General features: G+C 63.4%; 23 protein-coding genes. 8 read left to right on the top strand and 15 right to left on the bottom strand.

Annotation, left to right across the window (positions count from 1 at the left end):
- Positions 1–406 precede the first annotated feature (406 nt).
- Complete coding sequence (locus IVB32_RS10890; RefSeq protein WP_247410348.1) at positions 407–1,363, top strand: hypothetical protein; 957 nt, start codon at positions 407–409, stop codon at positions 1,361–1,363.
- A gap of 35 nt (positions 1,364–1,398) precedes the next feature.
- On the opposite strand, the gene IVB32_RS10885 is transcribed toward IVB32_RS10890, so the two are convergent.
- Together IVB32_RS10885 and IVB32_RS10880 are read right to left on the bottom strand one after the other, a co-directional pair.
- A complete protein-coding gene (locus IVB32_RS10885) occupies positions 1,399–2,037 on the bottom strand; it encodes an HD domain-containing protein (RefSeq protein WP_085353295.1) in 639 nt (212 codons plus the stop codon).
- A gap of 90 nt (positions 2,038–2,127) precedes the next feature.
- Positions 2,128–2,589, bottom strand: coding sequence for a carboxymuconolactone decarboxylase family protein (locus IVB32_RS10880; protein WP_085353296.1), 462 nt, complete (start codon positions 2,587–2,589; stop codon positions 2,128–2,130).
- A 137-nt stretch (positions 2,590–2,726) separates the two neighbouring features.
- Here IVB32_RS10880 and IVB32_RS10875 point away from each other — a divergent pair, with 137 nt between their 5' ends.
- Positions 2,727–4,145, top strand: coding sequence for a PLP-dependent aminotransferase family protein (locus IVB32_RS10875; RefSeq protein ID WP_247298503.1), 1,419 nt, complete (start codon positions 2,727–2,729; stop codon positions 4,143–4,145).
- Between the two features lie 27 nt (positions 4,146–4,172).
- Here the strand turns inward: IVB32_RS10875 and IVB32_RS10870 are convergent, their stop codons facing one another.
- Positions 4,173–4,946 carry a helix-turn-helix transcriptional regulator gene (locus tag IVB32_RS10870; RefSeq protein ID WP_247298501.1) on the bottom strand — a complete coding sequence of 258 codons (774 nt, stop codon included), beginning with the start codon at positions 4,944–4,946 and terminating at the stop codon, positions 4,173–4,175.
- A gap of 107 nt (positions 4,947–5,053) precedes the next feature.
- On the opposite strand from IVB32_RS10870, the gene IVB32_RS10865 reads away from it, so the two are divergent.
- The gene (locus tag IVB32_RS10865) at positions 5,054–6,133 is read left to right on the top strand and encodes a zinc-binding alcohol dehydrogenase family protein (protein ID WP_247369896.1); all 1,080 of its coding nucleotides are present in this window, start codon (positions 5,054–5,056) and stop codon (positions 6,131–6,133) included.
- Positions 6,134–6,210: 77 nt separating this feature from the next.
- Here the strand turns inward: IVB32_RS10865 and IVB32_RS10860 are convergent, their stop codons facing one another.
- The 8 genes from IVB32_RS10860 to IVB32_RS10825 all read right to left on the bottom strand — a co-directional run bounded on the left by IVB32_RS10860 (position 6,211) and on the right by IVB32_RS10825 (position 15,192).
- A complete protein-coding gene (locus tag IVB32_RS10860; protein ID WP_018455056.1) occupies positions 6,211–6,912 on the bottom strand; it encodes an ABC transporter ATP-binding protein in 702 nt (233 codons plus the stop codon).
- Between the two features lie 7 nt (positions 6,913–6,919).
- Positions 6,920–8,200, bottom strand: a complete 1,281-nt coding sequence (locus tag IVB32_RS10855; protein WP_018455057.1) for a lipoprotein-releasing ABC transporter permease subunit — start codon at positions 8,198–8,200, stop codon at positions 6,920–6,922.
- Positions 8,201–8,290: 90 nt separating this feature from the next.
- Positions 8,291–9,610 (bottom strand): proline--tRNA ligase, encoded by a 1,320-nt coding sequence (gene proS / locus IVB32_RS10850; protein ID WP_018455058.1) that lies wholly within the window; start codon positions 9,608–9,610, stop codon positions 8,291–8,293.
- Between the two features lie 153 nt (positions 9,611–9,763).
- Positions 9,764–11,326 (bottom strand): CopD family protein, encoded by a 1,563-nt coding sequence (locus tag IVB32_RS10845; protein WP_247369894.1) that lies wholly within the window; start codon positions 11,324–11,326, stop codon positions 9,764–9,766.
- Positions 11,326–11,841: a YcnI family protein gene (locus IVB32_RS10840; protein WP_231190891.1), complete on the bottom strand. Its 516-nt coding sequence runs from the start codon at positions 11,839–11,841 to the stop codon at positions 11,326–11,328. Before IVB32_RS10840 ends, IVB32_RS10845 begins: the two co-directional genes overlap by 1 nt.
- 26 nt (positions 11,842–11,867) lie before the next feature.
- Positions 11,868–12,386 carry a copper chaperone PCu(A)C gene (locus IVB32_RS10835; protein ID WP_247369892.1) on the bottom strand — a complete coding sequence of 173 codons (519 nt, stop codon included), beginning with the start codon at positions 12,384–12,386 and terminating at the stop codon, positions 11,868–11,870.
- Positions 12,387–12,525: 139 nt separating this feature from the next.
- Complete coding sequence (locus tag IVB32_RS10830) at positions 12,526–14,733, bottom strand: TonB-dependent receptor (protein ID WP_247298552.1); 2,208 nt, start codon at positions 14,731–14,733, stop codon at positions 12,526–12,528.
- Between the two features lie 84 nt (positions 14,734–14,817).
- Positions 14,818–15,192: a DUF2946 family protein gene (locus IVB32_RS10825; RefSeq protein WP_247298489.1), complete on the bottom strand. Its 375-nt coding sequence runs from the start codon at positions 15,190–15,192 to the stop codon at positions 14,818–14,820.
- A gap of 476 nt (positions 15,193–15,668) precedes the next feature.
- Here IVB32_RS10825 and IVB32_RS10820 point away from each other — a divergent pair, with 476 nt between their 5' ends.
- The 4 genes from IVB32_RS10820 to IVB32_RS10805 all read left to right on the top strand — a co-directional run bounded on the left by IVB32_RS10820 (position 15,669) and on the right by IVB32_RS10805 (position 19,787).
- The gene (locus IVB32_RS10820) at positions 15,669–16,073 is read left to right on the top strand and encodes a globin (RefSeq protein WP_085353314.1); all 405 of its coding nucleotides are present in this window, start codon (positions 15,669–15,671) and stop codon (positions 16,071–16,073) included.
- A gap of 141 nt (positions 16,074–16,214) precedes the next feature.
- Positions 16,215–17,237, top strand: a complete 1,023-nt coding sequence (locus tag IVB32_RS10815) for a sugar ABC transporter substrate-binding protein (protein WP_007610940.1) — start codon at positions 16,215–16,217, stop codon at positions 17,235–17,237.
- A 6-nt stretch (positions 17,238–17,243) separates the two neighbouring features.
- Positions 17,244–18,746 carry a sugar ABC transporter ATP-binding protein gene (locus IVB32_RS10810; protein ID WP_018455067.1) on the top strand — a complete coding sequence of 501 codons (1,503 nt, stop codon included), beginning with the start codon at positions 17,244–17,246 and terminating at the stop codon, positions 18,744–18,746.
- A 12-nt stretch (positions 18,747–18,758) separates the two neighbouring features.
- On the top strand, positions 18,759–19,787 hold the full coding sequence (locus IVB32_RS10805; RefSeq protein WP_085353317.1) for an ABC transporter permease: 1,029 nt from the start codon (positions 18,759–18,761) through the stop codon (positions 19,785–19,787).
- A 326-nt stretch (positions 19,788–20,113) separates the two neighbouring features.
- On the opposite strand, the gene IVB32_RS10800 is transcribed toward IVB32_RS10805, so the two are convergent.
- Both IVB32_RS10800 and IVB32_RS10795 read right to left on the bottom strand, forming a co-directional pair.
- Complete coding sequence (locus tag IVB32_RS10800; protein ID WP_247298486.1) at positions 20,114–20,818, bottom strand: L-2-amino-thiazoline-4-carboxylic acid hydrolase; 705 nt, start codon at positions 20,816–20,818, stop codon at positions 20,114–20,116.
- Between the two features lie 41 nt (positions 20,819–20,859).
- Positions 20,860–21,249 (bottom strand): RidA family protein, encoded by a 390-nt coding sequence (locus tag IVB32_RS10795; RefSeq protein WP_247410347.1) that lies wholly within the window; start codon positions 21,247–21,249, stop codon positions 20,860–20,862.
- Positions 21,250–21,378: 129 nt separating this feature from the next.
- Here IVB32_RS10795 and IVB32_RS10790 point away from each other — a divergent pair, with 129 nt between their 5' ends.
- Positions 21,379–22,002 (top strand): LysR family transcriptional regulator, encoded by a 624-nt coding sequence (locus IVB32_RS10790; protein ID WP_247369888.1) that lies wholly within the window; start codon positions 21,379–21,381, stop codon positions 22,000–22,002.
- On the opposite strand, the gene IVB32_RS10785 is transcribed toward IVB32_RS10790, so the two are convergent.
- Together IVB32_RS10785 and IVB32_RS10780 are read right to left on the bottom strand one after the other, a co-directional pair.
- Positions 21,917–23,059: an oligopeptide/dipeptide ABC transporter ATP-binding protein gene (locus IVB32_RS10785; RefSeq protein WP_247298478.1), complete on the bottom strand. Its 1,143-nt coding sequence runs from the start codon at positions 23,057–23,059 to the stop codon at positions 21,917–21,919. The genes IVB32_RS10790 and IVB32_RS10785 overlap by 86 nt on opposite strands.
- Positions 23,052–23,608, bottom strand: a 557-nt coding sequence (locus IVB32_RS10780) for an ABC transporter ATP-binding protein (RefSeq protein WP_247410345.1), incomplete at its 5' end; no start/stop codon positions are given. The genes IVB32_RS10780 and IVB32_RS10785, both read right to left, overlap by 8 nt.

Genomic DNA, 23,608 nt, shown 5'->3' with positions numbered 1-23,608 from the left:
CCGTCGCGGACAGACCCGTGCGGATGCGCCACCGCAAGTTGTGGCTGCGCGGATCATCGTGTAACATCGATCTCTGCTTTTCACTGCGGGTGGTCCCCGTCGTTTCATGCTCGCCCGTAGTCTGCTTGTCCTGGCCTCGCTGATGCTTCCTGGCGCATTGCACGCCGAAGGGACGCCGGCCGAGAAGACTGGATTTGCATCCAGGCTGACGATCTATCTTGCCAAGGGACCACCAGACGCCTGCGGACCGGGCTGCGACCGCTGGATCGCCATCGAGGGCGATATCGACCAGGACGCTGCGCCGCGCATTCGCCGCTTCCTTGCCGGCGTCAAGGACACGCAGCGTCCGATCTACCTCTATTCACCGGGCGGAAACGTGGAGCAGTCCTATGTCATCGGGCGGTTGTTGCGCAGCCGCAAGGCGATCGGTCGGGTTGGCCGGACCATCGCGACGGCGTGCGCCGCGGGCACGCAGGTGGACGCCGCGTGCCTGAAAATAAAAAATACCGGCGGCGAGGTGGAAGCCGAACTCACCACTTACCATGCGATGTGCAACTCGGCCTGCGGCTACCTGTTTCTCGGAGCGACATCGCGCGAGGTCGCCCCCGACGCCGCGCTGGCGGTCCATAATTCCAGGCTGGTCCTTGCCTTTCACGGGCATCCGCCTCCGGCGGCGGTCGCGGAATACAGGCAGCGCCGGATGGCCAGGGCCGATCGCGATCGCGCTGCGTTCATCGCGGCGATGGGGATCAGCCGCGAGCTAGACGATCTGATCCGGACGGTGAAGTTCGAAAACCTGCACCTGCTGACGCGCGCCGAGCTCTATCGTTTCGGCATCGACACGCGTTCGCTTGCCGAAACGGCGTGGAAACTGGAAAAGGAAGCGCGCCCCTTTGCCCGCAAGTTCGCGATGCTGAAGGAGAACGGCGCTTCGTTCCGGCCTATGGAATGGCGTCTGTCCTGCGAAAGCGGAAAGCGCGTGCCGTTGACATTCGCGCGCGAGATCGACGAGACGGCCGTCGGCAAGACCACCATCCTGGTGACGGCGGACGCCGCTCCGGACAACGCGGCCGGAGGGTCTGCGTTGCGGACCGGAAAATACGAAGTCTGGCGTGGCAGCATCGATCCGGACATGCTCAAGGCGATACTGGCGTCCCGCTCCCTCCATGTCCGCGAAACCACGCTGTTACCCGACGACAAGGCGGACATCACGAAATTCGACATCGACTTGACGGGCCTGACGTCAGTGTGGCCGCAGCTTGCGGCGTCATGCGCGGCGGCGACGCCGGCTCCGAAGAGCCCGTGGCCGGCCATTCAGCAGCCGAACGCCAGCGTAACGCCCCCGGCCGCACCGTCGCCATGAGTCAACGTGGCGAAACTCGAACATCGCGCCGAAGGTCAGCTCCGCCAGGGAGTGTTGCGGATGCGCGTGCATGCGTTCGGCTTGTGAAATGTGGGGTCGTGATCTTCGATGTAATCGAAATTGACAGTCCCGAACGTGGTCTGCGGCTTCTTCAAGGCCGAGCAGGTTTGTACCTGAAGGAATTCGTTCTTGAAATCACCGCGCGGAAATGCGGTGGTCACCTGGTCGCGCTGCTCTGGCGAGTACTCGTCATAGCCAATCCCCACGACGTCGACCAACACACCCGCATTCGTGAGAGCGATTTCCGGCCGCATGTATTGTGGAATTCCGGGCGTCGTATGTAACGCGATCGCCTCCCAAACCAGATCGGCTTTTGGCTCGTCGATGCCGTGCCCCCTCAGAAATTCGCGGGCGGCATCGGCGCCATCAACTTCAAATCGCTTGGTCTGTGTATGGTAATGGTCGACAAGCCCGAGATCATGGAACAGCGCCGCGATGTAGAGCAGCTCGGAATCGAATTTCAGATTTTGCCGATGTCCCTTGATCGCGCCGAACACAAAGACGCGGACCGAGTGGTTGAACAACATGTCGTTTTCGTACTGGCGCACCAGCTCGGCGGCCTCCCGTGCGATCTTGCTGTCGGGAATCTTCACGCCGGAAATTGCGATGGTCATTTCAAGCTCCTGCCTTGAATCGCCGATATCTCAGGACATGCCGTCGCAGTCGATGGCATGTGTTTACCCTCTTGCCGTCTGGCACCGGGGTCAGGCTGCCATCTCTTTCGCGGCCTGTGGCGTATTTCGGAAGCTGATTGCCATGCGATTGTACGCATTCATCAGGCCGATCGCGATGGTGAGATCGACGAGCTCGCGCTCCTCGAAGACGGCGCGGGCAGCCTCGTAAGCTTGATCCGGGATGCCGGTGTCGGCCACACGGGTCACCGTTTCAGCCCATGCGAGGGCGGCACGCTCCCGCTCGTCGAAGAGATGACCGCCTTCCGCCCAGGCCTGCACCAGCGCGATCTTTTCGATCTTCTGTCCGCTCTTCAGCAGATCGCGCGTGTGCATGTCGAGGCAGTAGGCGCAATTGTTGATCTGCGAAATGCGCAGATAAACCAGAGTGACGAGCGTTGCAGGAAGATTGCTCTGCATGACATAGCCGTAAACGCCGCCGAGCGCTTTCATGCCTGCGGGTGCAATGCGGTCGTAGTCGAGACGCTTAGCCATTTTCATACTCCATGATCGGTTCTGTTCGGCGGCTGTCGCCATGTACTTCCGCCATGTACTTCCCTGCCCGATAAATGGCCCCGCCCTGGTCTACAAAAAAGCACCAAGAATGGACGAAAATCGTGTACCACGGGGGCATGGTCAAACCGCTGCAGCTGGAGCTCGATCGATCTGCGAAGACGCCATTGGCGGAACAAATCCGCAGAGGTATCGGAGCTGCCATCGAGAGCGGCGTGCTGGCTCCGGGAGCTCGTCTGCCCTCATGGCAGGATTTGGCGGCTCAGCTGGGCGTGGCGCGCGGCACCGTGCGATCGGCCTACGAAAAACTTTCCTCTGCGCAACTGATCGTCGCGTCGCGCGCGACCGGAACGCGTGTTGCGGATCGACCCGCCTTTACCCCTCGGCAGGAAGCCGCTCCCCACCCCGGCTCGTTCATGGAGATGTACCAGGAGCTCACTGCGGGACCGGCCGTTTTCCAAATGGGTGTGCCCGCTCACGAGACCTTTCCCGCCAAGCTCTTCTCGAGGATGCGCACGCGGGCGGTGCGCGCGGAAACCAGCGCACCGGCCATTTATCGGGATCCCCGCGGCGAGCTGGAATTGAGGCGCGACATTGCGGCATATCTCGCGCTGGCGCGGGGGATCGAATGTGCACCGTCGCAGATCATCATCACCGGCGGCTTCAGCAGCGGCCTCGGACTGGCACTGCGGGTTCTCGGCCTCGAGCAGAAGAAGGTCTGGATGGAGGACCCGGGCTTCCCCTTCACAAGGCACGGCCTTGAGCTTGCAAGGTTGTCGATCAGGCCGATCCCAGTTGATGCAGACGGCATTGACGTCGGTTACGGCCTGAAACACGCTCCTGATGCTGCATTGGTGGTCGTGACGCCGGGACAGCAGGCACCGCTTGGCTCCACCTTGTCGCTGGCAAGACGTTCATGTCTTCTCGACTGGGCAGCCCAGGAAGGGGTGTGGGTGATCGAGGACGACTATCTGAGCGAGCTTCAGCTGAGAGGGCGCGCCACACCGGCGCTCGCCTCTCTCGATCGTTTCGGGCGCGTTATTCATATCGGTTCCTTCAGCAAGACCCTGACTCCTGCCTTGCGGCTGGGCTTCGTCGTTGCACCCGCCTCTCTGGCATCCCGTTTTGCCGAGGTGGCGGCATGCCTCGCTCCGGCGCCCGGGCCGTCCGTACAGCTCGCAACCGCCGAATTCATCCGCGACGGCCACTATCTGCGGCATCTTCGACGCACGAAGCGGGCCTATGCCGCGCAAGGCGATGCGCTGCTGAAATATTTGAAGGCACGCGCCAAGGACGTTGCGAAGGACGTTGCGATCGCCGGATTGGCCGCGGTCTTGAGACTGCCGGACGGAACCTCCGACGTCGCGATCGCGAGGGAAGCAGCATCGTTTGGAATGGCGCCCACGCCCCTGTCGCTATGGCATGCGTCCGCGGCCTCGGCGCGATCCGGCCTGTTGCTGGGCGTCGCCACATCTCCCCACAAGAGGATCGAGGCATCCTGCGATCGGCTGCTTCAGATCATCGACCGTCATACGTAACAAGCTTCGACCCCATGTTTCCGCAATCTACACCGGCGTATAGATCACGAGCTTCAGCGCCGGATCGTCATTGGCCTGAAAGCTGGTGTGCTCGAACCGGAGCACGCCCTTGGTCGGATGGTTCATGATCTTGAGGCCCGCGGCAGTGCTGCGGATCTCGTGCGCCTCCCACCATTTGACGAATTCCGGACTGCCCTTGCGCAGCCGCGTCAGCAATTCCGTAAAGGCGGGATCGCCGGCCCAGACGTCGTGAGTGGCGCGAAACATCGCGACCATGCTCTTGGCGATGTCAGCCCAGCCGGCACCGTAGAATTTTCGCGTCTGCTTGTTCGTCATGACCAGCAGCAGCGTGTTGCGGTCCTGCTCGGGCAATTGTCCGAACCCGAAGATCTCCTCGGCCGCCGCGTTCCAGGCCAGCACGTCCCAGCGCCGCCCCGTGACATAGGCCGGCTGCGCCAGGCTCTCGATCATCCGCCGAACGGGGGGCGGCACGATCTCGCGCGTGAACGCGCGCCTATCGCCGTCGCGCGCAAGTGCCTTGAGATGGGCGTGCTCGGTCTTGCTGAGGCGCAACGCTCGCGCCAGCGCATTCACGGTGGTGACCGAGGGGCTGACGGTGCGGCCCTGCTCGAGGCGGATGTACCAGTCGACGCCGATGCCGGCGAGCTGCGCCACCTCTTCGCGGCGCAGGCCCGCCGTGCGACGCCGCCGGCCCGCGGGAAGCCCGACCGTCTTCGGCGACAGCTTTTCGCGGCGGGACCTGAGGAAGTCGCCGAATTCGACGCGGCGTGGGTCGGCCATGGTGACGTGCCTCGATGGAGGGCTTGGGGAATACTAGGATAATACCAGGCCTTCCTGGGCCTGGAAAGGCGGCGCATATGGGCTTCAACCCACTTTGAGGTGAGATCATGAAAGCTGCCGTATTGAAATCATTTGGATCGCCGCTTGCGATTGAGGAAGCCGCGGACCCTGTGCTCGGCACGGGCGAGGTCATCGTGGACGTCATCGCAACGCGGGTGCTGTCTTACATGAACGAGGTCTTCAGCGGGGCACGCAACTATGCCCTCGACCTGCCGATCATCCCGGGGCCAGGCGGCATCGGCCGGGTGCGCGCCATCGGCCCGGACGCAACCAAGCTCAGCGTTGGCGACTGGGTGTTCTGCGACCCGACGGTGCGCTCGCGCGACGACGCCGCAGCGCCCGACATTGCCCTGCAAGGACTCACTGCCCCCGGGGCCGGCGCCATGCGCCTGCAACAGCATTTTCGCCATGGCTCGTTCGCCGAGCAGATGCGGGCGCCGACGGAGAACGTCAAACGGCTTGGCACGATCGCGTCGGAGGACGCCACGCGATGGTGCGCGCTGGGGACGCTGCTGGTGCCCTATGGCGGCTTTCTCGCCGCCAGCCTTCAGCCCGGCGAGACCGTGCTGGTGAGCGGGGCCACCGGCAATTTCGGCAGCGCAGCCGTCTCGGTCGCGCTCGCGATGGGCGCGGCCTGCGTGGTCGCGCCCGGCCGCAACGACAAGATCTTGGCCGACCTCGTCCGCCGTTTCGGCGATCGCGTGAAGCCGGTCAAACTCTCCGGCAACGAGGATGACGACCGCGAGAGCATGAAGCGTGCGGCGCCCGGGCCGATCGACTGCGTGCTCGACATCATGCCGCCCTCGGTGAGCACGAATGTGGTGCGCGCGGCGATCATGACGGTGCGCCCCAATGGCCGCGTCGTGCTGATGGGTGGCGTCGGCATGGCCGGCGGCGCCGGCCTCGAGCTGCCCTACCCCTGGATCATGCGCAACTGCATCAGCATCCACGGCGTCTGGATGTATCCGCCGGATGCGGCAAGCCGCCTGATCGCGCTGGTGCGCGCGGGACTGCTGAGGCTGGAGGAGTACGAGGCCACGGCCTTCGACCTCGACCACGCCAATGAGGCGGTAGCCCATGCCGCAGCCAATGGCGGGCCGTTCAAATTGACGGTGATCCGGCCTTGAACCTCCCGGGAGCACCATTTTTTTCGTCAGTGCGCCCAAGCACTTGGCTACTGTGCATGGGGTTGTTTTCGCGGTTTTTACTCGAGCTCGACCACCTGGCCGTTCGACAGCGACACGCGGCGGTCCATCCGGCCGGCGAGCTCCATGTTGTGGGTCGCGATCAGCATCGAGACCTTGGTCGCCTTGACGAGCTGCATCAGGGCCTGGAAGACGTGGTCAGCGGTGTGCGGATCGAGATTGCCGGTCGGCTCGTCCGCAAACAGCACCCGCGGAGCATTGGCCACCGCGCGCGCGATTGCAACGCGCTGCTGCTCGCCGCCCGACAGCTCGGACGGACGGTGCGTGATGCGCTCGCCGAGGCCGAGATAGCCAAGGATCTCCTTGGCGCGCTTGACGCTCTCGGATTTCTTGAGGCCGCGGATCATCTGCGGCAGCATGACGTTCTCCAGCGCCGAGAACTCCGGCAACAGCCGGTGGGACTGGTAGACAAAGCCGATGTCGGTGCGGCGAAGCTGGGTGCGCTCGATGTCGGGCAGTTGCGAGGTCGGCGCGCCATTGACGTAGACCTCGCCGGAATCAGGCGCTTCCAACAGACCCGCGATGTGCAGCAGCGTCGACTTGCCCGAGCCTGACGGCGCCACCAGCGCGACGGACTGCCCCGCCCACAGCGCGAGCTTGGCGCCGTCGAGGATCGTCAGCGGCACCTCGCCCTGCAAGTACTGTCGCTTTATCTCGTGGAGATAAATGACCGGTACATCTTCCGCCCCCTGCTGCTCCATCAGCCCCTCACTCGTACCGCAGCGCTTCGACGGGATCGAGGCGCGCGGCGCGCCAGGACGGATACAGCGTCGCCAGGAACGACAGCGTCAGCGCCATGATCACGACGGCCGAGGTCTCGCCGATGTCGATCTCGGCGGGCAGCTTCGACAGGAAATATAGCTCTGGCGAAAACAGTTCGGTGCTGGTCAGCCAGGACAGGAATTGCCTGATCGATTCGATGTTCAGGCAGATCACCAGCCCGACGATGAAGCCGACCATCGTACCGACCACGCCGATCGAGGCGCCCGTGATCAGGAAGATGCGCATGATCGAGCCTTGCGAGGCCCCCATGGTCCGCAGGATCGCGATGTCGCTGCCCTTGTCCTTCACCAGCATGATCAGGCCGGAAACGATGTTGAGCGCGGCGACCAGCACGATCATGGTGAGGATCAGGAACATCACGTTGCGTTCGACCTGGAGCGCGTTGAAGAAGGTCGAGTTGCGCTGCCGCCAGTCCACCAGAAACACCGGCCGGCCCGCCGCCTCCGTCACGGCCTGGCGGAACGCGACGATCTGATCCGGATTGGTGGTGAAGACCTCGATCGAGGTGACGTCGTTGCTGCGGTTGAAATAGGCCTGCGCCTCCGCGAGCGGCATGAACACGAAGCCGAGATCATACTCGGACATGCCGATCTCGAACACCGCGGCGATCTTGTACGGCTTGATGCGCGGTGTCGTGCCCATCGGCGTGACCGCGCCCTTAGGCGCCACCAGCGTGATGCTGTCGCCGGCGTGCAGCGACAGCTGGTCAGCGAGGCGCCGGCCGATCGCGACCCCCTGCCCGTCATCGAAGCCCTCGAGCGAGCCCTGCTTGATGTTCTTGGCGATCGAGGTGAGGTTGTTGAGGTCGTCGGAGCGGATGCCGCGCACCAGGACGCCGGAGGCGTTCCACGGCGATGACGCCAGCGCCTGGCCATCCACCACGGGCGCTGCGAGCCGAATGCCCTGGACCTGACTGAGGCGGTCGGCGACGTCCTTCCAGTCGGTCAGCGGCGATTCCAGCGGCTGGACCAGGATGTGGCCGTTGAGCCCGAGTATCTTGTCGAGCAACTCCTTGCGGAAGCCGTTCATGACGGCCATGACGATAATCAGTGTCGCCACGCCCAGCATGATGCCGAGGAAGGAGAACCCGGCGATGACCGAGATGAATCCCTCCTTGCGGCGCGCCCGTAGGTAGCGCCCCGACAGCATCCACTCGAATGGTGCAAAAGGCGCGGTTTGAACAGTTTCGGTCATGGTCTCATCCATCGCTCGATAGTCCCATGATTCGGGGTCAAATGTGGCCGGATTGGCGGCCGCGATCTCGGGCGATGAACAATATTCAGCCGACCAGCCTTATCAGCCCACAAGTCTTGCGACCGCGTCCGCAGGCGACATGGTCTCGCGGGCGCCGTCACTTCGCCGCTTGAGCTCGACCTTGCCGTCGGCGAGCCCTTTCGGCCCGATCATGATCTGCCACGGAATGCCGATCAGGTCGGCGGCGGCGAATTTGGCTCCGGCGCGCTGTTCGGTGTCGTCGTAGAGCACGTCGACGCACTTGGCGGACAGCTCCGCATAGAGCTTCTCGCAAGCCGCATCGACCGCGGCATCGCCCTGCTTGAGGTTGAGAATCGACACGCGGAACGGGGCAACGGCCTCCGGCCATTTGATGCCGGCATCGTCATGGCAGGCCTCGATAATGGCGCCGAGCAGGCGCGAGACGCCGACGCCGTAGGAGCCGCCGTGGATCGGCACGTCGACACCGTCGGGGCCTGCCACCAGCGCCTTCATCGCCTCGGAATACTTCGTGCCGAAATAGAAGATCTGCCCGACCTCAATACCGCGGGTGTTCACCCGCTTGTCCGCGGGCACTTCCTGCTCGAAGCGCGCGGCGTCGTGAACGTCTTCCGTCGCCGCATAGACCGACGTCCATTGCTTGATGATCGGCGTCAAATCGCTCTCATAGTCGACGTCCTCGCCCGGCACCGGCAGGTCCAGCACGTCGCGATTGATGAACACGCCGGATTCGCCGGTCTCGGCCAGCACAATGAACTCATGACTGAGATCGCCGCCGATCGGGCCGGTCTCGGCGCGCATCGGGATCGCCTTCAGCCCCATCCGCGCGAAGGTGCGCAAATACGCGACGAACATCTTGTTGTAGGCGACGCGCGCCGCGGCCTCGTTGAGGTCGAATGAATAGGCGTCCTTCATCAGGAACTCGCGGCCGCGCATCACGCCGAAGCGCGGACGCTGCTCGTCGCGGAATTTCCATTGAATATGATAGAGATTCAGCGGCAGGCTCTTGTAGGACTTCACATAGGCGCGGAAGATCTCGGTGATCATTTCCTCGTTGGTCGGGCCATACAGCAGCTCACGCTTGTGCCGGTCGGCGATGCGCAGCATCTCGGGGCCATAGGCATCGTAGCGGCCGCTCTCGCGCCAGAGGTCGGCAAGCTGCAGCGTCGGCATCAACAGTTCCAGCGCGCCAGAGCGGTCCTGCTCCTCGCGCACGATCTGCTCGATCTTCTTGAGCACGCGGAAGCCGAGCGGCAGCCAGGCATAGATGCCGGCGGCCTCCTGCCGGATCATGCCGGCACGCAGCATCAGCCGATGCGAGACGATCTCCGCCTCTTTCGGATTTTCCTTCAGAATGGGCAGAAAGAACCGCGACAACCGCATGGCAATACTCGAGGAATCAGTGATGACTTGCAGTGAAACCGGATTGGGAGCCAAAACACAAGACCGGGAATGAGGAAAACCCGCTAACACAGCGGAATTCCTGTCATTTTTCCGTCGACTTCAGATTCGACGTGATGTGCCGAAGAGCCCGATTCAGGGCGCCGCCACCTCAAGCTCGTCCTCCAGCGTGATCTTCTCGAAATCGCTCACCAGCGCGTCGATCCGCACATGCCAGCGGCCCGCAAAGGGCAGCTCGACCTTGCGCACGTGCCAGTAGCTGTCCGGCCCGAGCGAGGCGTTCCGCTCCATCGGCTCGATGCCGCGTTCGGGCAGGCTCAGCGTCAGCGTCACCTCCTTGGCCTCCAGCACCGCCCCCTCGCCAGTCATGAGCTGCAGGACGAAATCGTCGATACCCGCCTTACCCGGCGAGACCAGGATCTGAAACATCGCCCTCTCCGTATGGATGTGGATCGCCAGCGGGGTCTCCGGAACGATCGTCCGCGGCGGCGGCGTGAAGCGCCAGCCGGCGACCACGGCGAAGATGCCGAGCGCGATGGCGCATTCGATCACGATCGAGCGCTTCAGGGCCGGCGCAGCCTTGTGATCTCCCGCCAGCGCCGGGGTCAGGCGGAAGCGGTTGAGCGCGGCAAGCGCCAACAGCACGAGGACCAGCGCGAGCTTGATCGAGAGGATGAGCCCGTAGCGGGTCTCGACCAATGCAGACGGATTCTCAAGCTGGACGATGGCGAGCCCGAGGCCGGTCAATGCGAGAACACCAACGACCGGCGCGGCGAGGCGAGAAAAGCGGTTCACGATAGGCAATGCCACGGCGGGCCGCTTCGATAACAGGGCGACCAGCGGTGCGAGGGCTCCAATCCAGAAGGCAACACCAAGACCATGGAGAAAGATTGCCGGCCGGGTCAACAGTTCGGGCGGTGCCGTAGCGGCGTGCCCGGTCATTGCCAGCGACAAGCCGACGCCGACGAAGGCAATAATGGCCAGAGCGCGCGCGCACCACGCGCTGCCTAGCGCCAGCAATGCGAACAGCATTGCAGCGACGGCCACGAGCAAGGCGGGGCCCGCGCTGGTCCCGAATGCCACTTTCCAGGGAGCCATCGTCGCGAGAGCCGACAACGGTAGCCCGAGGAGATCCAGCCCCAACACACCAAGGGACGCCACCGCGCTCGGGACGCCGATGGCAAGCGCCACGCACGGAATGGTTATGCCGGTCATCGACCACGCAACCCAGCGTGCAAAGAAAACGCCGCCGACGCCGACGAACAGGCCAAGATAGAGACCGACCCGCGCCAGCCAGATCAGCACGTTCAATCCGCGATCGGCGTTTGCGGGAGGTTGCGTCCCCGTCGGCATGCCGATAGAGAAGATCACCGATCCCGTGACGGGATGGCCGTCCTGCGAGATCACGCGATAGCTGACGACCGCCGTGCCCTGCGGCATGTTCATCGGCATCGCGACCGAGATGGTCTCGCCCGATGCGTTGACGCGCACATCATCCCGCGCCCTGCCCGCGCCGTCGATCAGCCGGATCGCGCCCGGCGTGACCGCCTCGTTGAAGTGCAGCTCCACGGCCTTCGGCGCGCTCGCGAGCATGCTGCCGCTCGCCGGCTCGACCGCGACGAGCGCCGCGTGCGCCGAGGCGCCGGTCGCTAAACCGACAAAGAGGAGCAGCGTCGCGAACGCGGCGAGCAGGCGCATCAGGGTTTTGGCAGGAGTTTCAGGCCAGGCGCCGGTGACTTGTCCTCGTGCGAATGCCCGGTCCCATCCGCGGGGATCTCGATCCAGCGGCTGACGCCCGTCTCGCATTCCTGGACGACGGGGAAATACAGCGTCGTATTCGGCTTCAGGCTCGTGGTGAGGAAGCTGCTGATGACGAACTCATCGTAATTGTGGTCCGGCAGCTTGCCGCCGGACCAGGCCACCTCCTTGACGCCGGAGGAAAGCTTGTTGCCGTGGTAGTCGTACTCATTGGCGTATTTGCCCTCGACGATATCGACGGTCCAGCCCGCCTTCGGCATCGGTTTCACCGCGATCACGCCTTCCGGAATCTGCACCCGGATCTTCACCGTGGGCGAGCCCTTGCAGCCGTGCGGCACGGCGAAGACGGCCTTGTAGTAGGAGCCGACCGCCGCCTGTTTGGTCTCTAGCGTGATATGCGCCGCCGCGGGCGACGCTGCGAGCGCGGCGATCAAACTCGCAAGGATTCGATGCATTGTCATGGAAGGCTTGATCTGTTTCATCACATCTTCATTCCCGAATGATCCGGCATTTTCTTCATCATGTGTCCGCTATCGCCGGGCGCCTGGGCGCCGACGCCCTGGACATCGAGGGAGACGACGACCTTGCCGGCCTTCTCGAACTGAAGCGTCACGGGGACCTTGTCGCCCTGCTTGAAGGGGCCCTTCAGCTCCTGGAGCATCAGGTGGTAGCTGCCGGGGGCGAACTTCACCGCCTTGCCGGGATCGATCACCAGGCCCTTGTCGAGCAGGCGCATCTTCATCACGCCGTTCTCCATCGCCATCTCGTGAACCTCGGCCTTCCCCGCGATATCCGCGGAAACGCTGACCAGCTTGTCGGCCACTGTGCCCTTGTTCTCGATGGTGAGATAGCCGCCGGCGACCTTGGCGCCGCCCGGCGTCGCCCGGCTCCACGGTTGCGAGATGACAAGATCGCCCGCCTTGACGTCGTCGGCCCGTGCGACGGCATAGCCGGTCAGCAATAGCGAAATTGTAAGCAGAGCTCGTCCGATAGTCTTCATGTTGATTGCCTCTTTCTCGATTGATCCGGCCACGGATGGCCCTGCATTCTTCCACGACGACCTTCCGCCACCGTCAGCATCGGCATTCGAATGCCGGCCTGCCGCGGGCCGAATATAGACCCAAGCGCCCATTTGCACGTCACCATCGATACCTCATTCCAGCGTACACTGCCCGTCCCGTGCCCGGCTCAAACAATGCTGACGTCGCCGTCGCTCGATCGATGATGCTCGCGCTGGCTGTGTAGGTCTTGTTGGTGAGATTACGCCCCTCGATGTAGGCAGACATCGGGCCACCATTGTCGAAGCCGGCTTTCAATCCCAACAGGGCGTAAGGCTCTGTCGTCAGCGTGTTCATGCTGTCGACGAAGTAGGCCTGTGGCACCCATTCGACGTTGGGTCCAACATAGAACCCGGAAGGGTGCTTGTAGAGAAGCTCCGCCCGCAGGTAGTGAGTTGGAGCTCCCGGCAATCGATTGTTTCCGAAGGTCGGATCTTTGTCGAAGCGGAAGTCGTTGAAGGAATAGGCGACATTCAGCCAGACCTTGTCCGGCGCCGGGCCATTGACGAAGATGTCACGAAGGATTGCTGCGCTCGCGCCGGCCTCGATGCCTTGATGAAAGGTGCGGTCGGCATTGGTCACATTGCAATTGCCGAAAGTACTATAGAGGCATTGCAATTCGTCGCGAATGTTGGCCCGGTAGGCCGTCAGTTCCCAGGCATAATCAGATCGCTTCATGCGAGTCCCGATTTCGTACGTGGTCGCAATCTGCGGGCGGATGCTGGTGAACGGGATCGTCGGAATGCCGAGACCAATCGCGCTTTCGCCGAAGCTCGGCACCTCGGCACTCCGCGAGACATTGGCGAAGGCTTGCCAGGCCGGATCAATTTGCCACAACACACCGCCTTTCGGCGACCAGAGATTAAAGCGCGTTGCCCCCGATTGATCCCCGTCGCTGATGAAGCGATCCTGCCGATTGCGGGTCGCGTACAGAAATTGCGTGCCGCCGATCAGCGCAAGATTTGGAAGGACGTAGAAGCTGTCCTCGACATAGGCGGAAATATTCTCCGACCGATCGATCGAGGAAGAAAGCAGTGCGCCCTTCTGCCCGCCAATGTTGGCGAACTGCTGGTTGTCAATGCTGCCGTTCAGCACATTGACGCCTGCGACCAACTTGTTGCGGAAGCCGCCAATGGTGCGGTCATCCGTGATCTTCGCGAATCCGCCGTAGTCCTTGTAACGGTAGTCCAGCCACTGGAAGATCGGATGCATCAAATGGCGATCGACGCCAAAGGCGCCGAATTCGACTTTGGTGTCATCGAAACGAACGGTGGTTTTGTTGGCGAGCCTGACAGTATCGATATTGCGCTGCTGATCCATCGCAACATTCGCGGGTGCAGCAGCTTCCGGATCGGTCAAAGCGGACGTCTTGGTCACGGTACCCGGAATTCGCTGCCGCACCTCGTTGGCATTGAGGTAGAACCGTGTCTCGACATCCGGCGAGAACTGATAGCCTACATTACCGCTCAAGCGGTTGCTCGAGCCGAAGCTGTGATCGCGAAATCCGTCTGCGGCCTGCGTGGAAGCGGTCACGAAGCCGTCCCACGGACCGTTGACGCCTCCTGCGTTCGCCTGAAGTCGTTTGTAGCCGAATCCTCCGACATCGAAGGACACACCATTCGGAAACGAGTCGCGGCCGGTCGGGGTCACGAAGTTGATCGCGCCTCCCAGCGAATTGGCGCCGAACTGAAGCGCGTTGCCGCCCTTGAAGACTTCAACATATTTGTAGGCGCTCGGATCGATCTCCTGGAAATCGCCATAGCCATCCGCAGTGTTGATCGGAATGCCGTCCATATAGAGCTGCACACCGCGCAGATGAAAATTGCGCGACAGGCCGGACCCACGAATCGAAAGGCGGGTGTCGTCGCCCCATTTGGGCTGGGCGTACACGCCGGGCACGTAATCCAGAACATCCTTGATCGTGTTGGACGGCGTCGAGTTCCTGTACGCCTCGGCCGACACGAGCGCCACGCCGCCCGGCGTCTGGTTAATCTCTGCCAGCGCTTGTTGCGCCGTCAGAACCGTCAGGGCACCCGGAGCCCCTGTACTCTGTTCGCTCGCGGTTTGCTGCGGTGATGGGGTCGTTCGCAGGCTTCGCGTGACGCGCGCCGATCGCGCAGAATTGCGTGGCGGTCGGACCGCCGACGCACGCTTCTGCTGAGGCGCCTCAACGGTGATCGGCGGCAGCACTGCGCTGCTGTCTTGGGCAAAGGCTCCGCTCGACGACGCAAGCAGCGCGGCCTGAATGGCAACGACGCTCACGCCACGGCGGGCATGACAACGTAACATGGGGCATTCCTGACGCCGGGCTTTCTCTCCGGCCATTCGACAGCATCAATCGCCTGCGGCGGACCGCGGCGATCACGAGAGTCGTCAGGAAAATTGAGGCGGGGCGCGCGCCTGGGCGTTTGTGCCCTTATGGGCCGCGCCGGCGAATGCCTCCGCCGCGCGCCACACCACGCGCTGGGCGTGGCGCAAGGGAACGGAGAGTGCGGCGTGCGGCGGCGAATCGGGCGACGCGCCCACCTGCGCCAGGCAACAGAGGGCACACGTACCGGCATGTGCGACCGGCGTACCCGCCGGATCGTTCAGCCCGCCTTGCTCGCCTGCGCTGTGGCAGATGACGGCGGCGGACAGCGGATCGGCCACGGCCTGGCCGGCCGCCAGACAGGCGGCAATCGGCGCCAGCACCTGCATCACTAGGGCAAGCAGGACCAGAGGTAGGAATTTTTGCAGCCGTGCGCGCATCCGCCGAACCGTTTGTTCGTCTACTAACTAAACACCGGCGGATGGCCAAGTCGAGCCCGGTTCCGCCGCCTTCTTGGTCCCGCGCAAATTCCCCGGAAACTGTGGTCCGGCCGGCCCAAGGGAGGGGACCTCCGGGATTTGAGGCAGTCGAGACCTGGCCCATCCACAGATTTCTTATATTTGTCATACACTTATGCGGCCGGCCGCCCGATCATTTCGTCAATTGCTCGAATTTTGAACATTCGTTGCCGAAAATGATGACAAGTGAGAAAAGTTGATCTAGCATCCTTTTGCTCAGGCTGGCCGCGAGGTCGAAGTCTGGTGGTCCAAGTCTCGGGAGGAGCCCCTGACGCGCAAAATGCAGCGTCGCCCCGCCAATCAAGATCAAATCTTAGAATCGGGGATAATAGGGTCGACACAATTTTCGAGCGGGGCTAGGGCCCCGCTCTTTTTTTGTCTGCGGGGCTAAAGCACCGATGAATCCTTCTCCCAATCCGATCGAACAGAGCTTTGAACTTGCAGCCTCGCGCTGCATCGATCTCACGCCACTCGTCTATCAGCGGCTGTTCGAGCAGCATCCCGAAACCCGGGCGATGTTCCGCACGCTAGGCAGCGAGATCGTGATGGGATCGATGCTCGCACTCACGATCGAGGCGATTCTCGACTTCGCCGGTGATCGCCGCGGGCAATTCCGGCTGATCACATGCGAGGTCGTATCGCACGATGGCTACGGCACGCCGCGCGAGCTGTTCATCGCCTTCTTCGCCGTCATCAGGGATACGCTGCGCGATCTTCTCCGCGATGAATGGTCGCCGGGCATGGCGCAGGCATGGGACCGATTGCTCATCGAGATCGACGCGTTCGCCGCCGTACAGGCCTGACGCTTTGCGCTGCACCAACACGAGCTCGCGGCGACCCCGCCGTTGATTGCGGATTGAGTGGCACCAACTCTTGTGAGACACTTTCGAACATCGGTCGCGCAATCAATGACGCGCCGAGATAGAATTGTATGGGAGCGAGCGATGTCCGGGACGAAAGATTTCTCGACGACGAGGCGCGATCTTCTTCAGGCGGCAGCAACCGCCGGCGCCGCGACTGCCATCCTCGGCAGCATGGGCATAAACCCCGCCCTTGCAGCCGAAGTCGGACGAAGCGAGAAGCCGCTGAAGGCGGCGTTCTCCAACGCGGGCCTCCAGGCGACCTGGTGCGCGCAGGGCAAGCAGGCCGCGGAATTCTGGGGCAAGCTGTTCAATGTCGAGGTCACCTGGTTCGACGGCCAGCTCGATGCCGTGAAGCAACGCGCGGCGATCGACAACATGGCCTCGCAGAAATGGGACTTCGTCGCGATCCAGGCTTTTGGCATCGGCACGCTCACCCAGCCGGTGCAGAAGATGATCGACGCCGGCACGCCCGTGATCGACATGGACACGCTGATTGCGCCGCTCGACCAGATCAACGTCCACTCCTTCCTCGCCCCCGATAACGAGTTCATGGGCGCCTCCGTGACGCAGGCGCTGTGCAACGCCATGGGCGGCAAGGGCAAGATCATCATGACGCAAGGAGCCCTCGGCCACACCGGCGCGCAGGGCCGCGCCAAGGGCTTCAACAATGTCGTGAAGCAATTCCCTGGGATCGAGGTGCTCGACACCCAGCCGGCCGACTGGGATGTGTCGAAGACCGCGCGTCTCTGGGAAACCTACCTGACGAAGTATCCGCAGATCGACGCGGCGTTCTTCCACAATGACGACATGGCGCTCGCCGCCGCCAACATCATGAAGGCGCGGGGCCGCACCAACATCCTGATCGGCGGCGTGGATGCGATGCCGCCGGCGATCCAGGCGGTCAGCGAAGGCCGCATGTTCGCCACCGTGCGCAATCCGTCCTGCCGCATTCATGGCGGCGCCATCATCGCGGGCGTTTCCGCCGTGGTCGGCGGCGAAAAGAGCGGACAGGGCATTCCCAAGAACGTCGTCACCGACGGTCCGGTCGTCACCAAGGCCAACGCCGCCGGCATGCAATGGATGCAGGATCACTTCCTGATCTGAGCCTCCATGCGAGAGGATCGTTCGCCCATCCTGGAACTGCAGGGCATCACGAAGAGCTTCGGCGGCGTCGAGGCGCTTCGTGGTGTCGACTTCGCGCTTTCACCCGGCGAGATCCATGGTCTCGTCGGCGAGAACGGCGCGGGAAAAAGCACGCTGATGAAGATCATCGCCGGCGTGCACACCGAATTCTCCGGCCGCTTCCTGATCGACGGACAGGAGATGCATTTCCGGTCGGCCCGCGATGCCCACAGCGCCGGCATCGCCATGGTGCACCAGGAGCTCTCCGTCGCGCCCGACCTCACGGTTGCGGAGAACGTGTTTCTGGGCAACCAGCCGACCAACGCCCTCGGCCTCGTGCAATGGCGGCGGATGGCGCGGGAGGCCGGCGAGCAGCTCGCCCGCTTCGGCATCGACGTCGATCCGATGAGCAGGCTCGGCGATCTCCCGATCGGGCTGCAGCAGCTGATCGAGATCGCGCGCGTGCTGTTCTCCGGCGCCCGCATCGTCATCCTGGACGAGCCGACGTCCGCCCTCTCTCCGCCCGAGGTCGAGCGATTGTTCGCGACGCTGCGGCGCCTGCGCGAGGAAGGCACGGCGATCGTCTTCATCTCGCATTTCATCGAGGACATCTTGCGCGTGTCCGACACGGTCACCGTGTTCCGCAACGGGCGGAAGGTCGCGGAGACGGCAAGTGCCGCGACCAACAAGGGCGCGCTGATCGAGGCCATGATCGGCCGCGGCGGCGAAGCGCTCGAGCACAGCTACAGCGACGATTTGATGCTGCCCCAACCGAGCGACAGCTCGGTTGTCCTAAGGGTCGACCAGCTGTCGCTGGCCCGCAGCCTGAAGGACATCTCCTTCGAGGCGCGCGCCGGCGAAGTGCTCGGCATCTACGGCTTCATGGGCTGCGGCCAGCAGGAGCTGTCGCGCATCTTGTTCGGCAAGCTGAAGCCGGACGGCGGCACGCTCGCTGTCGAGGGCAAGCCCAAGACCTTCGCGAGCACGGCGGCGGCACGGCGCGCCGGGGTGGCGCTGGTGCCGGAGAGCCGGCGCGCGATGCTGTTTCACCAGGAGCCGGTTTACAAGAACATCTCGATCAGCATCCTCGATCGCATCTCGGCGTTGCTGCTCAAGCCGGCGCAGGAGCGCGACATCGCAAAGCGCCAGGTCGAGCAGCTCCAGATCAGGCCACCCGTGGTCGGCCTCGATCTCGGCATGCTCTCCGGCGGCAACCAACAGAAAGTCGCGCTGGCGAAATGGCTGACCTATCCGCCAAAACTGCTGGTGCTCTGCGAGCCCACTCGCGGCATGGATGTCGGCGCCAAGAACGACGTCATCAACATCGTCCGTGATCTCCGCGCCAGGGGGCTCGCGATCATCGTGCTGTCGACCGAGCCGGAAACGGTGCTGTCGCTGGCCGACCGCATCCTGGTGCTCAAGCGCGGCGCATTGGTGCGCGAATTCAAGAACGAGCCGGTCAGCAAGGACCGCCTGCTGGAAGCGGCGTGACGGAGAAGCACCATGGCAAGCAGTGACACGGCTTTGGCGGCGGGGCAGCGGACGCGAGGGCTTGCGCCCTTCCTGCGCTCGCAGATGCGCAACATCGCCCCGTTCCTGACGCTGATCTTCCTGTCCGGCTTCTTCGCGCTGGCCAGTCCGTCGTTCGCGACGCTGGACAATCTCGGCAACATCCTGACGCAGGTCTCCGTCACAGGCATCATCGCCGTCGGCCTCACCTTCGTGATCCTCTGCGCGGAGATCGACCTCTCGATCGCCAGCATCGCCAACGTCACCGGAATCGCGGTCGCCTACTTCACGCTCCAGGAATCCTACGTCAACATTCCCAACATTCCCCTGCCCGGGGCCGCAGCGATCCTGCTGGCCATTTTGCTGTGCGCGTTTCTCGGCCTCGTCAATGCGCTGGGACTGACCGTGATCGGCATCCCCTCCTTCATCATGACCTTGGCGATGATGCAGATCGCGGCCGGCATCTCGGCGCTGCTGGTGCGGGGCCAGATCGCCTACAAGGTGCCCGGCGTGATCACCACGCTCGGCTCCGGATCGATCGGCGGCATCCCATGGATCGTCATCGTCGCCGCGATCATGCTCCTCTTGGGACATCTGGTGCTGACCTACACGCGCTTCGGCCGCTACGTCTACATGGTCGGCGGCAACCGCGAGGCGGCCGAATATTCCGGCCTTAACGTCAAGCTCATCCTCGGCGCGGTGATGGTCATTTCGGCGGTGTGCTCCGGTATCGGCGGCATGCTCGGTGTCGCTCATTTCGGCAGCGCGCAGCAGAACGAGTTCGACACCTATCTGCTCGACTCCATCGCTGCCGTCGTCGTCGGCGGCACCAGCCTGTTCGGCGGCCGCGGCGGCATCGGCAACACCATCGTCGGTCTCTTCGTTCTCGGTGTTCTGAACAACGGCCTCGACCACGTCAACATCGACAGCTTCCTGAAAATCCTGATCCGCGGCCTGATCCTGCTGGCAGCGCTGGTGATCAATGTTTATGCGCAGCGGCTGAGGGAGAAAGCGGTGGAATAGCCGCCCCTCAAAACAAAAAGCGCGAAAACAACCTCATGCACAGTAGAGACTGTGAGGGAATTCAACGACTTACAAAAATCCGAAATTGTGTAGCTGCGACCGTGGCGGCATTTGACTCGTCGGGCAAAACAGGAGCAGGATGTCATCGTGGCAGCGGGCGCGGATGGGCTCAGGGTCGCTCCCCAAACTCCGTCATTGCGAGCGCAGCGAAGCAATCCAGGCTGCCGCCGCGGAAAGATTCTGGATTGCTTCGCTGCGCTCGCAATGACGACGTGACAGCAGGGGCAATCCAGCCTCACCTCGATCGCGGAGCATGAGAACGCGGCTTAGCTCTCCGCTTTCTCATCCGGCGCAAGCCGCGAGAACCGGAAATTGCAGTGGCTCGCACCGCCCGCTAACGTCTGTGTCCTTTCCAGCCGGATGCCTCGCGCTGCGTAGGCAACGAAATCGAGCCCGCAGATGTTCGGCAAAATGTCCTTGTCGTCATGGCGCGCCGCGAGTTTGCAGAAGCCGCAAGCCTTGTAGTTGATGCCGAACTCAAAACTGTCACCCGTATCAGGCTCGACGAAATCGTAGACGAAATCTTCCGGAAATTCGGTCTGATGGCTTTCAGTCGCGATTCTTGCCGCCTGCTCGCGCAGCAAGGCCTGGTTCTCCGGCGACATGAATTGACGCCCTGAGTCGAGACGCTCCGCTTCAGGCGCGGTGAGCAATTGCGCCTTGTAGGTTTCCCGCTCGATCTCGCCGATCACAGGCACCGGCACGCCGTGGCGCCGCAGCACCCGGCTGATGGCCATAAAACCCATCAGACGCATGAAGAAATCGCTCATGCGGCTTGCCGCGCCGCCGACATAGGGCATTTGGGTGAGCACGATTTCGAACTCGTCCATCACCTCGCGCCTGATCTCGTCGATCTCGGAAAGTTGCGCGCACTCACGCAACATCGCTTCGGCCAAATCGAGCCGATCGCGCATGGCGGCCTCCATTGCACCGCGATGCGCTTCGTAAAACGGATGGATGATCTCAGCCATGGGACACCCGATATGATTGGCTCATTGCAAAGTCGGCTGGTTCACTCCGCGGCGATCGCCTCGATCTCCAGCAGCCATTTGCTGTCGACGGTCTCGACGATCACGACCGTCAGCGCAGGCTGGTCGCCCAGCATCGCGCGACGAATGGAGCGGTTGGTCACGAGTTGATTGCGGTCAGTCAGGAACGTGGTGACCTTGACCAGATGCGCGATGCCAAGGCCGGCGGCAGCAAGCACCTCGATCAAATTGCGCCAGGCCTGCTCGCACTGCGCCTCGAAACCTTCGGGCACGGTGCCGTCGAGTCTCTCCGGCACCTGGCCGCTGATGAACAACAGGCGGCGATACTGCGTCAATTCAAGTCCCATGCAGTAGCCGCCGGCAGGCGCATGGACTGTTGCGGGATTGTGGCTGACGAGGTGAGCTGGGGGCACGAGGTTTCTCCGGATTGCGGGTCGGACCGTATCCGGCGCCATCACCGCTCCGCAAAGCATCATTGCTGCGGTTCAGCGCAAGAAAATCTATTGCAAGGCCACAGCCCATCAGTGTCAAAATGGAGCCCGATGACCTACGCCCTTCCCCCACTCAACGCGCTGCGCGCCTTCGAGGCCGCCGCGCGGCATCTCAGCTTCAAACTGGCCGCACACGAGCTGCACGTGACGCCCGCCGCCGTGGGGCAGCAGGTGAAGGCGCTGGAGGCGCGCCTCGGCGTGCAGCTCTTCGAGCGGCTGCATAAGCAGCTCGTCCTCACCGTCGCCGGTCAGGCCTATCTGCCCGGCGTCTCCGAAGGCTTTCGCCACATTGCGGAGGCGACCTCGCAATTGAAACCGGCAGGTGCGGTGCTGCTGCAATTGGGCATCCATGGCGGCTTCGACCTCCGCCGCCTCGACCTTGCGGCGTTTCGCAGCACGCATGCGGAGATCGGCTTGCGGGTGCTGCATCCGGCCGGCCTGCACGAATTGATCGAGGGCAAGGTCGACCTGCTGCTCGCCCGCGGCCTCGGCCACCATCCCGGCTATCGCTGCGACCGGATCGATGAGGGATCGGGTTTGGGCGATTGGCTGGTTGCGCCTGAAGGCACCGCGGATTGCCCGGAGATCGTCAGTTTTCGCGCGTGGCTGCGTGGCCTGTCGGCGGAGAACTCGATAGCGAATCGCCGCCCTCGTCTGGTTGGTGGCAGACGATAGGCTCGACCGGCACGGAGGGTAACGGAGATAGAGCGACGCTCGCTGCACCAATTTCGTCACTTCGCCAACACCTCACCGCGTGCCCGTCCGCCCGCGTTTCAAGCACAGGCCCCGGCTCGCGCCGACACACAGCCTCCGCATACCGGCATCGCGGGCTGAATGCGCATCCGTTCGGCGGATTGAGCGGGTTGGGAAGGTCGCCCCCTGTCGTCGCCAGCGGCGCATGGCGCAAGGGATCGGGGATGGCGGCGATCAGGGCTTGCGTATAGGGGTGCGCGGGCCGTTCGAAGATCTCGCGCCAGTGGCCGTTCTCGACGATGCGGCCGAGATACATCACGGCGACCTTGTCGCTCATGTGTTCGACGACGCCGAGATCGTGGCTGATCATGATGTAGGAGAGGCCGAGCGTTTCCTTCAATTCCAGCAGCAGATTGATGATCTGGGCGCGGATCGAGACGTCGAGCGCCGAGACCGGTTCATCGCAGATGACGATCTTCGGATTGAGGATCAGCGCACGCGCAATGCCGATGCGCTGGCGCTGGCCGCCTGAGAATTCATGCGGGTAGCGGTCGGCCTGCTCCGGCCGCAGGCCCACATGCCGCAGCATCTTCGCGACGCGGTCCTCGATCTCGCTCTTGGCCGTGACGCCATGCACGCGCAGGGGATCTTCCAGCGTGCGGCGAACGGTCTGGCGCGGATTGAGCGAGGCGTAGGGATCCTGAAACACGATCTGCACGATGCGGGCCAGCGCCTTCCGATCGCCGGATGGTCGGTTGGTCACGTCCTGTCCGTCCAGCACGATGCGGCCGCGCGTCGGGGTCACGAGGCCAAGGATCGACAATGCGACCGTCGACTTGCCGGAGCCGGACTCGCCGACGAGGCCGAGGCATTCGCCCCGCTTCAGGGTGAGATCGACGCCGTCAACGGCACGGAGCAGCCGCCGGCCGCGCCCGAGCAGGCCGCCTCCGAGCGGAAAATGGACCGCGAGATCTCTGACGCTGAGAATGACATCGTCGTCCGGCCGTGTTTCAACCAAACTAGCTTGCGGCTCATGCATGGTGGTGACACCTGACCAGGCCGCCGGCGTCCAGCAAATCCGCTTCCGGCGGGGTGGTCCGGCAAATATCGGTCGCCTGGGCGCAACGCGGATTGAACCGGCAGCCGTTGGGGAAATTCGTGATGGCCGGGACCACACCCGCGATCTCCGTCAGGCGGGTGCGGCCAAGCGCTGCGCGACTGCCGAGCCGCGGCAGCGAGGCAACCAGGCCTCGCGTATAGGGGTGCGAGGGTGCCCGGAAAATATCGGCCGAGCCGCGCTCCTCGACGATGCGGCCGGCATACATCACGGCCACGCGGCGGCAGACATTGGCGACCAGCCCCAGATCGTGGCTGATCATCAGGATTGCGGTTCCCCGCTCGGCACACAGATTCCGCATCAGCTCGATGATTTCGGCTTGCACGGTCACGTCGAGCGCCGTGGTCGGCTCGTCGGCGATCAGGAGATCCGGACCGCAAGCGAGCGCGATGGCGATCATCACGCGCTGGCGCATGCCGCCGGACAGCTGGTGCGGGTAATCCTTCACGCGCCGCTCCGGGGCGGGAACGC

This window comes from Bradyrhizobium sp. 23, from assembly GCF_023073295.1.
In the GTDB taxonomy this organism is placed as follows: Bacteria; Pseudomonadota; Alphaproteobacteria; order Rhizobiales; family Xanthobacteraceae; genus Bradyrhizobium; species Bradyrhizobium canariense_D.
Note: the sequence above shows the minus strand (reverse complement) of the source record. Positions and strands in the feature narration are given on the sequence as shown.

Excerpts from the sequence above, each read along its gene's own strand:
- IVB32_RS10885 (WP_085353295.1), bottom strand. The coding sequence starts at position 2,037 with ATGACCATCGCAATTTCCGGCGTGAAGATTCCCGACAGCAAGATCGCA.
- IVB32_RS10845 (WP_247369894.1), bottom strand. The coding sequence starts at position 11,326 with ATGCGCCTGCTCGCCGCGTTCGCGACGCTGCTCCTCTTTGTCGGTTTA.
- IVB32_RS10825 (WP_247298489.1), bottom strand. The coding sequence starts at position 15,192 with ATGCGCGCACGGCTGCAAAAATTCCTACCTCTGGTCCTGCTTGCCCTA.
- IVB32_RS10830 (WP_247298552.1), bottom strand. The coding sequence starts at position 14,733 with ATGTTACGTTGTCATGCCCGCCGTGGCGTGAGCGTCGTTGCCATTCAG.
- IVB32_RS10835 (WP_247369892.1), bottom strand. The coding sequence starts at position 12,386 with ATGAAGACTATCGGACGAGCTCTGCTTACAATTTCGCTATTGCTGACC.
- IVB32_RS10790 (WP_247369888.1), top strand. The coding sequence starts at position 21,379 with ATGACCTACGCCCTTCCCCCACTCAACGCGCTGCGCGCCTTCGAGGCC.
- IVB32_RS10785 (WP_247298478.1), bottom strand. The coding sequence starts at position 23,059 with ATGCATGAGCCGCAAGCTAGTTTGGTTGAAACACGGCCGGACGACGAT.
- IVB32_RS10810 (WP_018455067.1), top strand. The coding sequence starts at position 17,244 with ATGCGAGAGGATCGTTCGCCCATCCTGGAACTGCAGGGCATCACGAAG.
- IVB32_RS10820 (WP_085353314.1), top strand. The coding sequence starts at position 15,669 with ATGAATCCTTCTCCCAATCCGATCGAACAGAGCTTTGAACTTGCAGCC.
- IVB32_RS10865 (WP_247369896.1), top strand. The coding sequence starts at position 5,054 with ATGAAAGCTGCCGTATTGAAATCATTTGGATCGCCGCTTGCGATTGAG.
- IVB32_RS10805 (WP_085353317.1), top strand. The coding sequence starts at position 18,759 with ATGGCAAGCAGTGACACGGCTTTGGCGGCGGGGCAGCGGACGCGAGGG.
- IVB32_RS10875 (WP_247298503.1), top strand. The coding sequence starts at position 2,727 with ATGGTCAAACCGCTGCAGCTGGAGCTCGATCGATCTGCGAAGACGCCA.
- IVB32_RS10870 (WP_247298501.1), bottom strand. The coding sequence starts at position 4,946 with ATGGCCGACCCACGCCGCGTCGAATTCGGCGACTTCCTCAGGTCCCGC.
- proS (WP_018455058.1), bottom strand. The coding sequence starts at position 9,610 with ATGCGGTTGTCGCGGTTCTTTCTGCCCATTCTGAAGGAAAATCCGAAA.
- IVB32_RS10880 (WP_085353296.1), bottom strand. The coding sequence starts at position 2,589 with ATGGCTAAGCGTCTCGACTACGACCGCATTGCACCCGCAGGCATGAAA.
- IVB32_RS10840 (WP_231190891.1), bottom strand. The coding sequence starts at position 11,841 with ATGCATCGAATCCTTGCGAGTTTGATCGCCGCGCTCGCAGCGTCGCCC.
- IVB32_RS10815 (WP_007610940.1), top strand. The coding sequence starts at position 16,215 with ATGTCCGGGACGAAAGATTTCTCGACGACGAGGCGCGATCTTCTTCAG.
- IVB32_RS10860 (WP_018455056.1), bottom strand. The coding sequence starts at position 6,912 with ATGGAGCAGCAGGGGGCGGAAGATGTACCGGTCATTTATCTCCACGAG.
- IVB32_RS10800 (WP_247298486.1), bottom strand. The coding sequence starts at position 20,818 with ATGGCTGAGATCATCCATCCGTTTTACGAAGCGCATCGCGGTGCAATG.
- IVB32_RS10855 (WP_018455057.1), bottom strand. The coding sequence starts at position 8,200 with ATGGATGAGACCATGACCGAAACTGTTCAAACCGCGCCTTTTGCACCA.